Origin of the sequence: Streptomyces sp. NPDC090032 (assembly GCF_044748025.1) — a bacterium.
Classification (GTDB): Bacteria; Actinomycetota; Actinomycetes; order Streptomycetales; family Streptomycetaceae; genus Streptomyces.
On the sequence record NZ_JBIVFF010000007.1, the window covers coordinates 104,285 to 118,824 of the forward strand.

At 72.4% G+C, this 14,540-nt stretch carries 15 protein-coding genes and 1 pseudogene; 7 read left to right on the forward strand and 9 right to left on the reverse strand.

Features of this window, described 5'->3' with window-relative positions; genetic code table 11:
• The first annotated feature begins 63 nt into the window (after nucleotides 1–63).
• Together ACIPWY_RS18610 and ACIPWY_RS18615 are read left to right on the forward strand one after the other, a co-directional pair.
• The gene (locus ACIPWY_RS18610) at nucleotides 64–897 is read left to right on the forward strand and encodes a response regulator transcription factor (RefSeq protein WP_362907511.1); all 834 of its coding nucleotides are present in this window, start codon (nucleotides 64–66) and stop codon (nucleotides 895–897) included.
• Entirely contained in the window at nucleotides 890–2,002 is a 1,113-nt protein-coding gene (locus ACIPWY_RS18615) for a HAMP domain-containing sensor histidine kinase (protein WP_362907509.1), read from the forward strand. Before ACIPWY_RS18610 ends, ACIPWY_RS18615 begins: the two co-directional genes overlap by 8 nt.
• 47 nt (nucleotides 2,003–2,049) lie before the next feature.
• On the opposite strand, the gene ACIPWY_RS18620 is transcribed toward ACIPWY_RS18615, so the two are convergent.
• A complete protein-coding gene (locus ACIPWY_RS18620; protein ID WP_362907507.1) occupies nucleotides 2,050–3,075 on the reverse strand; it encodes an NAD-dependent epimerase/dehydratase family protein in 1,026 nt (341 codons plus the stop codon).
• Between the two features lie 227 nt (nucleotides 3,076–3,302).
• Here ACIPWY_RS18620 and ACIPWY_RS18625 point away from each other — a divergent pair, with 227 nt between their 5' ends.
• Nucleotides 3,303–4,094: a VOC family protein gene (locus ACIPWY_RS18625; RefSeq protein WP_362907505.1), complete on the forward strand. Its 792-nt coding sequence runs from the start codon at nucleotides 3,303–3,305 to the stop codon at nucleotides 4,092–4,094.
• 19 nt (nucleotides 4,095–4,113) lie between these two features.
• Here the strand turns inward: ACIPWY_RS18625 and def are convergent, their stop codons facing one another.
• Entirely contained in the window at nucleotides 4,114–4,746 is a 633-nt protein-coding gene (gene def / locus ACIPWY_RS18630) for a peptide deformylase (protein ID WP_362907503.1), read from the reverse strand.
• Nucleotides 4,747–4,940: 194 nt separating this feature from the next.
• On the opposite strand from def, the gene ACIPWY_RS18635 reads away from it, so the two are divergent.
• Nucleotides 4,941–5,660 (forward strand): GNAT family N-acetyltransferase, encoded by a 720-nt coding sequence (locus ACIPWY_RS18635; RefSeq protein ID WP_362907501.1) that lies wholly within the window; start codon nucleotides 4,941–4,943, stop codon nucleotides 5,658–5,660.
• 29 nt (nucleotides 5,661–5,689) lie between these two features.
• On the opposite strand, the gene ACIPWY_RS18640 is transcribed toward ACIPWY_RS18635, so the two are convergent.
• Nucleotides 5,690–6,124, reverse strand: a complete 435-nt coding sequence (locus tag ACIPWY_RS18640; RefSeq protein ID WP_362907499.1) for a MarR family winged helix-turn-helix transcriptional regulator — start codon at nucleotides 6,122–6,124, stop codon at nucleotides 5,690–5,692.
• 103 nt (nucleotides 6,125–6,227) lie between these two features.
• Here ACIPWY_RS18640 and ACIPWY_RS18645 point away from each other — a divergent pair, with 103 nt between their 5' ends.
• The 3 genes from ACIPWY_RS18645 to ACIPWY_RS18655 all read left to right on the forward strand — a co-directional run bounded on the left by ACIPWY_RS18645 (nucleotide 6,228) and on the right by ACIPWY_RS18655 (nucleotide 9,266).
• Nucleotides 6,228–6,494: a hypothetical protein gene (locus tag ACIPWY_RS18645; protein WP_362907497.1), complete on the forward strand. Its 267-nt coding sequence runs from the start codon at nucleotides 6,228–6,230 to the stop codon at nucleotides 6,492–6,494.
• A 149-nt stretch (nucleotides 6,495–6,643) separates the two neighbouring features.
• A complete protein-coding gene (locus ACIPWY_RS18650) occupies nucleotides 6,644–8,665 on the forward strand; it encodes an FAD-dependent oxidoreductase (protein WP_401533940.1) in 2,022 nt (673 codons plus the stop codon).
• 61 nt (nucleotides 8,666–8,726) lie between these two features.
• The gene (locus ACIPWY_RS18655) at nucleotides 8,727–9,266 is read left to right on the forward strand and encodes a PadR family transcriptional regulator (protein ID WP_393700589.1); all 540 of its coding nucleotides are present in this window, start codon (nucleotides 8,727–8,729) and stop codon (nucleotides 9,264–9,266) included.
• 10 nt (nucleotides 9,267–9,276) lie between these two features.
• Here ACIPWY_RS18655 and ACIPWY_RS18660 read toward each other — a convergent pair whose 3' ends face one another.
• The 6 genes and pseudogenes from ACIPWY_RS18660 to ACIPWY_RS18685 form a co-directional block, all read right to left on the reverse strand.
• Nucleotides 9,277–10,374, reverse strand: coding sequence for a Gfo/Idh/MocA family oxidoreductase (locus tag ACIPWY_RS18660; RefSeq protein ID WP_362907492.1), 1,098 nt, complete (start codon nucleotides 10,372–10,374; stop codon nucleotides 9,277–9,279).
• 144 nt (nucleotides 10,375–10,518) lie between these two features.
• The gene (locus tag ACIPWY_RS18665; RefSeq protein WP_393700592.1) at nucleotides 10,519–11,505 is read right to left on the reverse strand and encodes a fibronectin type III domain-containing protein; all 987 of its coding nucleotides are present in this window, start codon (nucleotides 11,503–11,505) and stop codon (nucleotides 10,519–10,521) included.
• Between the two features lie 163 nt (nucleotides 11,506–11,668).
• On the reverse strand, nucleotides 11,669–12,103 hold the full coding sequence (locus tag ACIPWY_RS18670; RefSeq protein WP_362907488.1) for a PTS fructose transporter subunit IIA: 435 nt from the start codon (nucleotides 12,101–12,103) through the stop codon (nucleotides 11,669–11,671).
• Nucleotides 12,096–12,698, reverse strand: a complete 603-nt coding sequence (gene dhaL, locus ACIPWY_RS18675) for a dihydroxyacetone kinase subunit DhaL (RefSeq protein ID WP_393700595.1) — start codon at nucleotides 12,696–12,698, stop codon at nucleotides 12,096–12,098. Before dhaL ends, ACIPWY_RS18670 begins: the two co-directional genes overlap by 8 nt.
• 44 nt (nucleotides 12,699–12,742) lie before the next feature.
• Nucleotides 12,743–13,735, reverse strand: a complete 993-nt coding sequence (gene dhaK / locus ACIPWY_RS18680) for a dihydroxyacetone kinase subunit DhaK (RefSeq protein WP_362907484.1) — start codon at nucleotides 13,733–13,735, stop codon at nucleotides 12,743–12,745.
• Nucleotides 13,736–14,360: 625 nt separating this feature from the next.
• Nucleotides 14,361–14,525: pseudogene (locus ACIPWY_RS18685) on the reverse strand (IS5/IS1182 family transposase); the annotation flags it as partial.
• Nucleotides 14,526–14,540 lie beyond the last annotated feature (15 nt).

The following is a 14,540-nucleotide window of genomic DNA, read 5'->3' on the forward strand; positions in this document are numbered from 1 at the left end:
CGTCGACCGCGAACGGCCCCACCGGCGGCTTCTGCGGGGGCGGCCGGGTGCGACGCTGGTGGAATGCAGACACCACCGCTCGGCCGCGTCCTCGTCGTCGACGACGACCCGACCGTCGCCGAGGTCGTCGCGGGCTACCTGGACCGCGCCGGCTACGACGTCGACCGCGCCGCCGACGGCCCGGCCGCCCTCGAGCGCGCCGACGCACACGGGCCCGACCTGGTCGTCCTCGACCTGATGCTGCCCGGCATGGACGGCCTCGAGGTCTGCCGCAGGCTCCGTGCGCGCGGTCCCGTCCCCGTGATCATGCTGACGGCGCGCGGCGACGAGGACGAGCGCATCCTCGGCCTGGAGGTCGGCGCGGACGACTACGTGACCAAGCCGTTCAGCCCGCGCGAGCTGGTCCTGCGCGTCGAGTCGGTGCTGCGCCGGGCCCGCGCGGCCACGGCACCCAAGGCGGCGGGACCGCTGCGCGCGGCCGCCCTCACCATCGACCCCGCGGCCCGTCGCGCCACCAAGGCCGGGGCCGAACTCGCCCTGACGATAAGGGAGTTCGACCTCCTCGCCTTCTTCCTGCGTCACCCGGGCCGCGCCTTCTCCCGCGAGGAGCTCATGCAGCAGGTGTGGGGCTGGGACTTCGGGGACCTGTCGACCGTCACGGTCCACGTCCGCCGGCTGCGCGGCAAGATCGAGGACGACCCGGCGGCGCCACGCCTCATCCAGACGGTCTGGGGCGTCGGCTACCGACTGGACGCCGGCCCGGGTCCGAGCCCGAACGGCGACGCCGATCGAGCCGACCGTGCGCCGGACGTTCCTCAGCGCGACCGCGAGCACGACCGTGAGCATGGCCGCGAACACGAGCGCGAAACGGAAGGCTGGACCGGACCCCGTGCATGACATGCTCCTCATCGCCCTCTACGCGTTCCTCGGCGCCGTCGGTGCCGGTCTGCTGGGCGCGCTCGCCCTGTTCGTGCTGCGCCGCCGCTCCCTGACGGTGTCGCTCACGGTCGTCGCCGCCGTCGCGGTGACGGCGATGCTCGCCGGGACGCTCGTCGTGGCCTGGGCGATGTTCCTGTCCCCGCACGACCTGTCCGTCGTGACGACCGTCGCCGCGATGGCCGCCACCGTGTCACTGGCCACCGCGCTGCTCCTGGGCCGCTGGGTCGTCGCCCGCAGCAAGGCGCTCACCCTCGCCGCCCGCTCCTTCGGCGAGGGCGGCAGCTTCGCGGCTCCCCTCGTCCCCGCCACGGCGGAACTCGCCGCGCTTTCAAGGGAGTTGGAGGCCACCAGTGCCAAACTGGCCGCCTCCAGGGACCGCGAGCGCGCCCTGGAGACCTCGCGCCGTGAGCTCGTCGCCTGGATCTCGCACGATCTGCGTACCCCGCTCGCCGGGCTCCGCGCGATGTCCGAGGCCCTGGAGGACGGCGTGGCGGACGACCCGGACCGCTATCTGCGCCAGATCCGTACCGAGGTCGAGCGCATGAACGACATGGTGGGCGACCTCTTCGAACTGTCACGCATTCACGCGGGGACCCTCGTCCTGAGCCCGTCGAGGATCTCCCTGCACGACCTCGTGGGGGACGCGCTCGCGGGCGCCGACCCGCTCGCCCGCGAACACGGCGTACGCCTCGTCGGCGACCGCGTCGACAGGATTCCGGTCGAGGTCGACGGCAAGGAGATGAGCCGCGTCCTCGGCAACCTCCTCGTGAACGCGATCCGTCGCACTCCGGCCGACGGTACCGTCGCGGTGGCGGCGGCCGGCTCCACCGACGGTGTGGTCCTCACCGTCACGGACGGCTGCGGCGGCATCCCCGAGCAGGATCTGCCCCGCGTCTTCGACACGGGGTGGCGCGGCAGTCACGCCCGCACACCCCCGTCGGGCGCGGGCCTCGGACTCGCCATCGTCAGAGGAATCGTCGAGGCCCACCGGGGCAGCGCCGCCGTGCGCAACGTGGCGGGAGGCTGCTGCTTCGAGGTGACGCTCCCGGCCGCGAGCGCGTAACCACGGGGGTCGCAGGACGGACCCGCACACCCCCCGTGGCAGTCACGTCACCCCAGCTCCGCCTTGGCGAACTCCGTCATTCCCTCCTCGAACCCCACCTCGGCGCGCCACCCGAGCTCCGCCCTCAGCCGGGCCGGGTCCGCCGTGATGTGCCGTACGTCGCCGAGCCGGTACTCGCCCGTCACGACCGGCATCGGCCCGCCGTACGCGGCGGCGAGGGCGTGGGCCATCTCGCCCACCGTGTGCGGGTCCCCGCTGCCCGTGTTGTACGCGACGCACGAGCCGGCCGGCCGGTCGCTCATGGCTTCGAGTGCGAGCACGTTCGCCGCGGCCACGTCGTGTACGTGCACGAAGTCCCGCCGCTGGCGGCCGTCCTCGTAGACACGCGGGGCCTCGCCCCTGGCCAGGGCCGAGCGGAAGAACGACGCGACGCCCGCGTAAGGGGTGTCGCGCGGCATCCCCGGCCCGTACACGTTGTGGTAGCGGAGCGACATCGCACGGCCCCCGGAGGACCGCGCCCAGGCGGACGCCAGGTGTTCCTGGGCGAGCTTCGTCGTCGCGTACACGTTGCGCGGGTCCGTGGGGGCGTCCTCGCCGACGAGGCCGGGGCTCAGCGCGGCGCCGCACCGCGGGCACGCGGGCTCGAAGCGGCCCTCGCGCAGATCGTCCTCGGCCCGCGGCCCAGGTCGCACCACTCCGTGCCGCTCGCACTCGTACCGGCCCTCCCCGTACACGACCATCGACCCGGCGAGCACCAGGTCCCGTACGCCCCGGGAGGCCATCGCGGCGAGCAGTACGGCGGTCCCGAGGTCGTTGCGGGAGACGTAGTCGGGCGCGTCGGCGAAGTCCTTGCCGAGGCCGACCTTCGCCGCCTGATGGCACACCGCGTCGACGCCGGCGAGGGCCGACTCCACGGCGTCGGGGTCGCGTACGTCCGCGACGACCCAAGGGTGCCGCCCGTCCGGGCCGGGCGGCCGGACGTCGAGCACGACGACCTCATGTCCTCGCGCGGAGAGAGCGTCCACGACCGCGGACCCGATGAACCCGGCACCGCCGGTGACCAGTACACGCATGCCGCCCACGCTATGCGGGGCGGGACCCCGCGAGCGTGCTCCCCGCCGATGTGTCACGACTCCGTAAGGCTTGTGCGAACAGAGTTCGGTATCGCGCGGGGGCCCGTACGCGACTAGCGTGAAACGGGGAATCAGGGGAGTCGCGGTGAAATGCGCGGAACGCGCCACCGTAGCCCGGTACATCCCACCCTCCCCCGGAACCACCACTCGGAAGAAGGGTTCGCGCCATGGCCGCACGACCGGAGGGCGCGCCCATCTGGGCCGACGCCATGTTCCCCGACCTGGAGGCCGCCAAGGCCTTCTACGGTGAGCTTCTCGGCTGGACGTTCGAGGAGGGGCAGGAGGAGTTCGGCAACTACACGCAGGCGAAGTCGGACGGCAAGCGGGTCGGCGCCCTCTCACCGACGATGCCGGGCATGGAGGGCACCCCTCCGGCCTGGAACCTGTACCTGGCCACGCCCGACGTCAAGGCCGCGGCGGCCCGCGTCAAGGAGGCCGGCGGCACCCTCGTGACGGAGCCCATGGAGGTCCGCGACTTCGGCTCCATGGTCACCGTCCAGGATCCCGCGGGCGTCTTCTTCAGCCTCTGGCAGCCGGGCACGCACGAGGGGTTCGAGAAGGTGGGCGAGCCCGGTTCGTTCGCCTGGGCCGAGGTGACCACGCGTGACACGGCGAAGACCGACGGCTTCTTCGAGGCCGCCTTCCCGTTCGAGGTCAAGAAGATCGCCGACGAGAACGTCGACTTCAACATCTGGGAGCTCGACGGTCAGCCTCAGCTCGGCCGCTTCAAGATGACCGAGGACTTCCCGCCGCAGGTCCCCTCCTACGTCAACGTCTACTTCGCGGTCGACGACTGCGACGCGGCGGTCGCCACGGTGACCAGGCTCGGCGGGAAGCTCCACTACGGCCCGACGGACACCCCGTTCGGCCGCTTCGCGGCGGTGACGGACCCGCAGGGCGCCGCGTTCTCGGTGATCGACCTGAGCACGACCGAGGGCGAGATGCCCGGCCTCACCTGACGGCGGGACGCACCGGCCCTCAGGGAAGGGAGAAGCCGAGCGCGCCCGCGGCCAGTTCCGCCGTGGGCTGCGTCCAGCGCTCGGCCATCGTGTTGCGGGTGGACAGCGAGCGCAGCTCCGCCCGATCGAGGTAGAGCGTGCCGTGCAGATGGTCGGTCTCGTGCTGCACGATCCGGGCGGGCCACCCCGTGAACTCCTCGTCCATGGCGTGGCCCCGCTCGTCGAGGCCCCGCAGCCGCACCCGCTGGTGCCGGGGGACCACGGCCTGCAGGCCGGGCACACTCAGGCAGCCCTCGAAGAACGCGGCGCGGTGCGCCCCCACGGGCACGTACGACGGGTTGATCAGTACGCGGAACGGCTGCGGCACCCGGCCGCGTGCCTCCCGCACCTCGTCGGGGACGGCGGCCGCGTCCTCGATGACGGCGATCCGCAGCGGGACGCCGATCTGCGGTGCGGCGAGCCCGACGCCGGGAGCGGCGTGCATCGACGCGCGCATCGCGGTGATCAGGCGCTCCAGGAGCGCGGGCGCGAGCTGACCGTCGTAGGTCTGCGCGGGGGACCGGAGGACGGGGTGGCCCGCCTCCACGACCGGCAACGGGTGCTCGCCCGCGAGCAGTTCCTCGACGCGGTCACTCAGGGGTACGGAGGGCATCGCGCCAGCATGTCAAGAAGGATCGCGCGTCGGCAACGTCCACCGCGCCACACGCATCGTTGCGGGCTCGTGAACATCCCCCGGTGCGGGAATGAGACGGCGATGACATGGGCTTTCATCAGAGAGCGGCCGTCGTCGGCACGGCCGTTTCCACCAGCCCGCACGCCCACTGCCGCCTCCTGGGAGCCCGCCGTATGTCCGTCCCGGCCGCCGCCACCGCCCACCCGCTCGACAACCCCGCGTACGCCTCCCTCACCGGACCGCACGCCCACTTCGCCGAACGGCGGGGCCGGGTCGTGCGGTACCCGCTCGACGTGTCGCCGTGGCTCGCGCTGCCGGACGAGCCGGGCCCCGAGGACTGGGCCGATCTCGCGGCGCTCGCCGGGCCGGGCGAGACCGTCCCCCTGCCCGGAATGCGCACGGCGCCGCCGCAGGGCTGGGAACTCACGATGAGCATGGACGGGGTCCAGCTCGTCGGCGACGGCGTGGCCGGGGCGCCGGACGCGGAGGCCGTGCTCCTCGGCGCCGCCGACGTGCCCGAGATGCTGGATCTCGTGGCGCGCACCCAGCCGGGCCCCTTCCTGCCCCGCACCGTCGAACTCGGCACGTATCTCGGGATCCGCAGGCAGGGCGCGCTCGTGGCGATGGCCGGGGAGCGGCTGCACCCGCCGGGCTGGACGGAGATCAGCGCCGTCTGCACGGACCCGGACCATCGGGGGCAGGGGCTCGCGGCCCGCCTCGTCCTCGCCGTGGCGGCGGGGATCAGGGATCGCGGCGAGACCCCGTTCCTGCACACGGCCGCGCGCAACACGAACGCCGTCCGGCTCTACGAGTCGCTGGGCTTCCGGCTGCGGCGCACCACGAAGTTCATGGCGGCCCGGGTCCCGGAGTTCGAGCACGTCGCCGCCGGCTGAGCGACGGCGCGCACGGTCTCCGGGCGGGCTCAGGCCTCTTCCTGGGCCTGCGCGTTGTAGCGCAGGAGATAGTCCGCGAAGCGGACGAGGTCTTCCTCGGGCCAGTCCCCCAACCGCTCCTGGAACGCCTGACGGCGGCTGACGGTGACCTGGGCGAGGATGCCGGCGCCCGCCTCGGTCGGATGGAGGACCTGGACGCGGTGGTCGTCCGGGTCCACCCGGCGCATCACGAGCCCGGCCCGCTCCAGCGCCGAGACCTGCCGGCTCACCGTCGACTTGTCGAGGGCGTAGTGCGTGGCGAGGTCCGTCGCCCGGCAGCCACCCTTCTCCTCCAGGTGGCTGAGCAGGGTGTACGACACGAGCGACAGCTCGGGGTGCATGCGTCCGGCCATCGCTCTGGCGCGCCGCGCGAAGGAGGTCATCTCGCGCTGGATGGTCTCGACGGCCGTATCACGGTCTGTCACGTGCTGTCCTCTGTCTCGCCCGCTGCTCGTTGCATTCTACAACCGAGGGGGCGGGTGAGTCGCGGGCAGGCGCGTTCCCGTGCCCGGAGCTAGCCTCCTGAGCATGAGCGCCTCCAGTGATGTGCCCGCCCGTTACACGGTTCTGGTCAAACCCCAACTCGCCGACAAGGACGGCCACCCCGTGCACGGCAACCCCCTGCGCGTGGTGGCCGTCGAGGCCACGGGATCGTCCGGCGAGTCCGGCTATCCGTGCTTCGCGGGCGACGGGGTGCAGGTGGAGATCGACCCGCTCACCCGCTCCGTCGAGGCCGTGACGGTCGACGGCGAGGAGCTGCCGTACGGGTGGGTGGCGGAGGTCGCCGAGGACTGAGCGGCTGCCTGCCCGCCCGCCTCCCGCCTGCCCGCTCGCCCGGCCGAGCCGTGACGCATCGTGGCGCAGCTCTCTTATGCAACTTGTTGCAAAAGGGAGCCGTCGTCGTCTACAACTGTGACGACGTTCGCCGCGCACGGAGGGCCACCATGAGCCGATACCCGCACCTGCTCACCCCGCTCGACCTCGGATTCACCACACTGCCCAACCGGGTCCTGATGGGATCCATGCACGTGGGGCTGGAGGAGGCGGAGAACGGCTTCGCGCGCATGGCGGAGTTCTACGCCACCCGCGCCCGCGGCGGCGTGGGCCTCATGGTCACCGGCGGCATCGCCCCCAACGAGGCCGGGCGCCCCTGGGCCGGCGGCGCGAAACTGACCACCGAGACGGAGGCCGAGGAGCACCGCCAGGTCACCGACGCCGTGCACGCGGCGGGCGCGAAGATCGCGATGCAGATCCTCCACTTCGGCCGCTACGCCTACCACGAGGACCTCGTCGCCCCCAGCCCGCTCCAGGCGCCGATCAGCCCCTTCCCGCCGCACGAACTCACCGACGCCGAGGTCGAGCAGACCGTCGAGGACTTCGCGCGCGCCGCCGAACTCGCCCAGCGCGCGGGCTACGACGGCGTGGAGATCATGGGCTCCGAGGGCTACCTCATCAACGAGTTCATCGTCGCCGCCACCAATCAGCGCACCGACCGCTGGGGCGGCTCGTACGAGAACCGGATCCGCTTCCCCGTCGAGATCGTCCGCCGCGTCCGCGAGCGGGTCGGCACGGACTTCATCCTCATCTACCGGCTCTCGATGATCGACCTTGTGCCCGGCGGCTCCACTCTCGAAGAGGTCGTCCAGCTCGCCAAGGAGATCGAGGCCGCCGGCGCCACCATCATCAACACCGGCATCGGCTGGCACGAGGCCCGCATCCCCACCATCGCCACGTCGGTGCCGCGCGGTGCCTACACCTTCGTCACCAAGAAGGTCATGGGCGAGGTCTCCATCCCGCTCGTCACCACGAACCGCATCAACACCCCGGAGATCGCCGAGGAGTTGCTCGCCGACGGCTGCGCCGACATGGTGTCCCTCGCGCGGCCCCTGCTCGCCGACCCGGACTTCGTGGCGAAGGCCCAGGCCGAGCGCTCCGAGACCATCAACACCTGCATCGGCTGCAACCAGGCCTGCCTGGACCACACCTTCAGCGGCAAGATCACCTCCTGCCTCGTCAACCCGCGCGCGTGCCACGAGACCGAGCTCGTCCTCGCGCCGACCCGTCTGCGCAAGCGCGTAGCCGTCGTCGGCGCGGGCCCCGCGGGCCTCGCCTGCGCGGTCTCCGCAGCCGAGCGCGGCCACGCCGTCACCCTCTTCGACGCCGCGTCCGAGGTCGGCGGGCAGCTCAACATCGCCCGCAAGGTCCCCGGCAAGGAGGAGTTCGACGAGACCCTGCGCTACTACCGCGCGCAGCTCGAACTGCACGGCGTGGACGTCCGGTTGAACACCCGCGTCACCGCAGCCGACCTCACCCCGGACGCGTACGACGACGTGGTCGTCGCCACCGGCGTCACCCCGCGCACCCCCGAGATCGCGGGGCTCGACCACCCCAGTGTCGTCAGCTACCTCGACGTCCTGCGCGACGGCGCGCCCGTCGGGGAGCGCGTCGCGATCGTCGGCGCGGGCGGCATCGGCTTCGACGTCGCCGAGTACCTCACCGACAGCGGCGACAAGGCGAGCCAGGACCCGGCGACGTACTTCCGGCAGTGGGGCGTCGACATGGACTACCAGGAGCGCGGCGGCCTCGCGAAGCCCGAACGGCCCGCGCCGCCGCGCGCCGTCCACCTCCTGCAGCGCAAGACCTCGAAGGTCGGCGCCGGACTCGGCAAGACCACCGGCTGGATCCACCGCACCGAACTGCGCCACCGCGGCGTCACCATGGTCGCGGGCGCCACCTACGACCGCATCGACGACGCGGGCCTGCACGTCACCGTCGACGGCAACTCCACCGTCATACCCGTCGACACCGTCGTCCTGTGCACCGGCCAGGAGCCGCAGCGCGGCCTGTACGACGACCTGCTCTCCGCGGGCCGCGAGGCACACCTGATCGGCGGCGCCGACGTCGCGGCCGAGCTGGACGCCAAGCGCGCCATCCGCCAGGGCACCGAACTGGCCGCGGCGCTGTGAGACCGGCGCTCACGTGGCCGGGCCCGCCGGCCACGTGAGCGCCTCCGCATAAGGTGCAGCCATGTCACTCCCGCACGCGATCCTCACGGCCCTCCTGGAGAAGCCGTCGTCGGGCCTCGAACTGACGCGCCGCTTCGACAAGTCGATCGGCTACTTCTGGTCGGCCACGCACCAGCAGATCTACCGCGAGCTGGGCCGCCTGGAACGCGAGGGGTACATCAGGGCCCTGCCCGCGCCGACGCCCGCGCGCGGCCAGAAGAAGGAGTACGAGGTGCTGCCCGAGGGCCGCGCCGAACTGGCCCGCTGGACCGCCGCGAGCCAGGACCCGAAACCGCTGCGCGACCCGCTGCTCCTGCGCCTGCGCGCCGCAGCCGTCGTCGGAACCGACGGCATCGAGGCCGACCTGCGCCGCCATCTCGACCTGCACCGGCGGCAGTTGGCCGAGTACGAGGAGATCGAGAAGCGGGACTTCCCGCCCGGCCTCGACTCCGTCGATGCCCGCCTGCAACACGTCGTGCTGCGCGCCGGCATCGACCTGGAGACGTTCTGGGCCCGGTGGCTCGAACAGACCCTGGAGGAACTCGGCCTCGACCGGTCCTAGGAATCTTCGCCTAGAACGTCGCCGCCTCCGGGTCCCAGTCCGCCGGTACGGGCGGCGGCGTGGGACAGGTGGCGACGTCGGCGAACTCGGCGTGTTCGGCCGAGTGCGTGATCGCCGTCATCGTCCGCAGGACGTGCAGGGCCAGCGCTCCCGATGCGCGCGGCGCCCCGCCACCGCGGATCGCGCGCGCCAGGTCGAGCACGCCGAGCCCGCGCCCGTCGGTGCGTCCCACGACCGGAAGATCGCGCCAGTCGTCCGCCCCGTTGGCCCGCACCTTCAGCGGCCCGCCGAACGTGTTGGGGTCCGGCACCGCGAGGACACCCTCGGTGCCGGTGACCTCGAACTGGATGCGCGGCAGCGCCGAGTCGAAGCTGAACACCGACGTCGCGCGCACCCCGGACGCGAACTCGACGAGCGCCGACACATGCGTCGCCACCGCCACCGGGAACACCTGCCCCGCTCTCGGCCCCGACCCGACGACGCGCTCCTCGCGCGCGCGTGCCGCCGAGGCCGCCACCCGCGACACCCCGCCGAACAGCGCCACCAGGGACGTCAGGTAGTAGGGCCCGAGATCGAAGAGCGGGCCCGCGCCCGGCTGGTAGAAGAAGGCCGGATCGGGGTGCCACCGCTCCGGTCCGAGTCCCTGCACCGCTGTCGTCGCCGCCACCGGCTCGCCGATGAGCCCGGCTCCGACGGCCCGCAGCGCCGACTGGAGCCCGGCGCCGAGGAACGTGTCCGGCGCGTTCCCCACGAGCAGCCGCCGCTCCGCCGCCTCGGCGAGCACCTTCTCGGCCTCACCGGGGGCGAGGGTGATCGGTTTCTCGCCGTACACGTGCTTTCCGGCCTGCAACGCCTGCGTCGCGACCTGTGCGTGGGCGGCGGGCACGGTGAGGTTCACGACGAGCTCGACCTCGGGAACGGCGAGCACCGTCGCCACGTCGCCGGCGACCGGTACGCCGTGCTCGCGCGCGACGGCCGTGGCGCGGTCCGCGTCGAGGTCGGCGACGCCCACCACCCGCAGATCGGGAAAGGAGGACAGCGTCCGCAGATACTGCTTGCTGATGACGCCCGCTCCGACGACGGCGACACCGACCGGCCCCGAACTCACGCTGCCCCCAAGACGGATGCGTTGGTGATGCGGCCGCTCCCGCGCGGCTCCGGAGACGGTAGGACGCTCGCAGGGGAGCGGACAAGGGTGCGTCCCGGGCGTGACACAGCGATGCCAGTGAGGGTCGGGGGCACCGGGGCGTGCTCAGGACCCGGTGGTGACGCTCCGTTCGGTGGAGTAGGCGCCCCACGTCCCGTCAGGCAGCTGGGCGCGGATCCGCACCCGGTGCCGGACGCCGGCCTCCTTGCCGACGTAGAAACCGTTGTGCGCCGTGCCCTTGGGCGGGGCGTCCCCCCACACGAGCGTGGTGGCCTGCCGGCCGTCGAGGTAGATGCGGTACGCGGGCACGGTGCCGCCCGTGCGCGGCGGCGTCCACGACAGGTCGATGTAGTACGCCCCGCCGGTCCGGCGTGAGGCGGCGTGGAAGTCGGTGGGCGCGGTGCCGGGGCCCTCGTCGGCGCCCTTCGCGGTGGTGAGGCGGAGGGCAGGGCCCGCGGCTGAGGTGTTGTCGGCGGCGTCGCGCGCCTTCACGGTGAACGAGTAGGCGGTGCCCGGCCGCAGCCCGGCGATCAGCGCCCGGGTCTCGCTCCCGCCGACACTGTGGATCTTCGAGGCGCCCTGGTAGACGTCGTACGAGACGACGCCCTTGTCGTCCTTCGACGCACCCCACGACAGCGACGCCGCGCGCCCGCCCTCCGCGCGGCCGCGCAGCGCTCCCGGCCGCGTCGGGGCCGACCGGTCCTCGGCTACGGCGGCCGGGGTGGTGACGGCCACCTTCACGCTCAGCGGCCCGAGTGTGCCGCCGGTGCCCTCGGCCCGGACGGAGAAGGTGTACGCGGAGCGCGGGCGCAGGCCGACGACGTCGACCATGTGCTGTTCGCCCGGCACCTTCTTCACCTTGGTGGCGCCCCGGTACACCGTGTAGCCCTTGACGTCGGCGTCGCCCTCGGGGCGGCTCCACATGACGTGGACGGAGGTGGCGCTGCCCGCTTGCGCCGTGACTCCGGCGGGGGCGCTGAGGGCGGGCCCCTCCTGGGTGTCCTCACCGAGCAGGCCGCACGAGGTGGCGAACAGGAGCGCCGTGGCGCAGGTCGCGTACGCCAGGGGGCTGCGTCCGGGGGAGCGTCGCACGGCAGGCCTTCCACTCGGAAGCATTGGTACAGACCTGTATGCCATGAGTGACGGGGTCACATCAAGAGGGCGTGCCGCCCTCCTCGGCCCCACGCTCCCCGCGCCGGAGCGTCGAGGCGACGGTCGAACCGCCGCCCCGGATCGCTCACACCTTCCGGATCGCTCAGACCTTCCGGTACGTGTACGCCTCGACGGCAGCCGCCTCGACCGCGTCCAGATCAGCCCCCGCCGACGCCGTGACCACCGCTGCCACAGCCCCCTCGACGAAGGGGGCGTCCACCAGGCGTGCCCCGTCCGGGAGTTCGTCGCCCTCCGCGAGCAGCGCCTTCACGGTGAGCACCGCACTGCCCAGATCGGCGAGGACGGCGACACCCGCACCCCGGTCGACCGACCGCGCGGCGCCGCAGATCAGCTCGGCGCTGGTGCCGAGACCGCCGTCCTCGGTGCCGCCCGCCGGAGCCACGGGGACGACCGCGCCGCCGCCCGCGAGCCCCGTCGCGAGGGCCGCCACCGACTCGGCGACGGCGCGGCTGTGCGACACGAGCACGATCCCCACGGTCTTCTCCCGACCGCTGCCCACGCCCCCGGGCTCACTCATCGCGGGCCGCCTCGACCAGGGCCCCGACCAGCAGCGCCGACGACGTGGCCCCCGGGTCCTGATGCCCGATGCTGCGCTCGCCCAGGTAACTCGCCCGCCCCTTGCGTGCCTGCATCGGCGTCGTCGCAAGCGCGCCCTGCTCGGCGGCGGTGGCCGCCGCGTCGAAGGACGTGCCGAGCGCGTCGACCGCGGGCACCAGTGCGTCGATCATGGTCTTGTCACCCGGCGCCGCCCCGCCCAGCGTCATGACCGCGTCCACCCCGGCTCGCAGCGCCGCGGCGAACTCGGCCTCGCTCACTTCGGCGGCATCCCCGAGCGCCTTGCCGGTCCGGCGCAGGAGCGTCCCGTACAGGGGGCCCGAAGCGCCGCCCACCGTCGAGATCAGCTGACGTCCCGCGAGGGTGAGGACGCCGCCCGGGGTGGCCGGTGCCTCCTTCTCCAAGGCGGCGCTCACGGCGACGAAGCCGCGCTGCAGATTGCTGCCGTGGTCGGCGTCACCGATCGGCGAGTCGAGTTCGGTGAGCCGGGCCGCCTCCCGGTCGACGGCCGCGGTGGCCGCGGTGAGCCAGCGTCGGAAGAAATCGGCGTCGAGCACGTCATCTCCTTGCGTGGTGGTGATGGTACGGACGACAGGTTGCCTCACATGCCCCAACGCAGGCCCGCCGTGCTCACGGGCGCGTCCCACAGACGCAGCAGTTCCTCGTCGACCTGGCACAGGGTCACGGAGGCGCCGGCCATGTCGAGCGAGGTGACGTAGTTCCCGACGAGCGTGCGCGCCACCGGCACGCCGCGCTCGCCAAGCACGCGCTGGACCTCGGCGTTGAACCCGTACAGCTCGAGGAGCGGGGTCGCGCCCATGCCGTTGACGAGGACGAGTACCGGGTCGGTCGGCTGCAGATCCTCGAGGACGGCGTCCACGGAGAAGTCGGCGATCTCGCCGGAGGTCATCATGGCGCGCCGCTCGCGGCCCGGCTCACCGTGGATGCCGACGCCCAACTCCAGCTCGCCCGGCGGCAGATCGAAGGTCGGGCTGCCCTTGGCGGGCGTGGCGCACGCGCTCAGGGCCACACCGAAACTCCGCGCATTGGCGTTGACCTGACGGGCGATCGCCTCGACGCGCTCCAGCGGCTGCCCCTCCTCGGCCGCCGCGCCCGCGATCTTCTCGACGAACAGGGTCGCTCCCGTGCCGCGCCGGCCCGCCGTGTACAGGCTGTCGGTGACGGCCACGTCGTCGTTGACGAGGACCTTGGCGACCTGGATCCCCTCGTCCTCGGCGAGTTCCGCGGCCATGTCGAAGTTGAGCACGTCACCCGTGTAGTTCTTCACGACGAAGAGCACCCCGGCGCCGCTGTCCACGGCGGCCGCGGCCCGCACCATCTGGTCGGGCACCGGCGATGTGAACACCTCGCCGGGACAAGCGGCCGACAGCATCCCGTGCCCCACGAACCCCCCGTGCAACGGCTCGTGGCCCGACCCGCCACCGGAGACGATCGCGACCTTTCCCTCGACGGGGGCGTCCCTGCGCGCGATCACCCGGTTCTCGACATCGACGACCAGCTCCGGATGGGCCGCGGCCATTCCCCGCAACGCGTCGGCGACCACGGTCTCGGCCACGTTGATGAGCATCTTCATGGGTACCTCCAAGTGGGCGTAGCATCTGGACCTCTGGCCAGTGTGTTCCCTGGTCAAAGCGGGTTTGGAAGGTTTTCGACCTTGGCGGTCCGTGGCGGCTGGAAGCGGGCTCCGGCGGGGCTGTTGCTGACCTTTTGCTGACTTTACTGACGGGGTGCCAGGTGGGGCGTGGTGCGGACCGGCGCTCCCAACCGCTCACTCACGGCAGTATCGGCTCTCGCGGAGCCCTGGTCACGTGTGCGGCGTGGGTGGTTGGCAGAAGGTGTCGTCGCGGAGCACGGCCAAGAGGACGTCGGCTCGGCGCCGTGCGCGCCAGAGGGTGGCCGGGGTGTGGTGTTTTCCCTGGGCGATCTTCACGTCCAAGATCTAACGCTTGGCCATATGTGCAGGTCGGAGGCGTGGGGCCGCTTGCCGCTCAGGTCAGCAAATGGTTAGCATCGGGCGCTGAGGCGTCACGCCTTGCTGACCCTGGTGACCGCCACGGCGGGGCCCGAGCGCAGGTGCCTGGCTCCCGTTCGGAAGGCTTCACTTCGTGGCTCGACAGCTCGCCCGCGGCATGGGGTCGTTCTTCAAGGACTGCGACTGCGCCAGGCCGACCGGATGCCTACATCCGCAACGCCCGTCAGGCGCAACCGCTGACGTGTACGTAGATGATCGCGGCGAACAGCGTGTCATCAGGCGTGTTCCGCTTTCCGCCACCCTGCGGCCGCACGCGATCCGCCGGGATCAACGGCCTGGCGATCTCCCGCAGCCCGTCCGGAACAATCCAACTCCACGTCCCCTGACCCATGTTGAGGAGCACTAC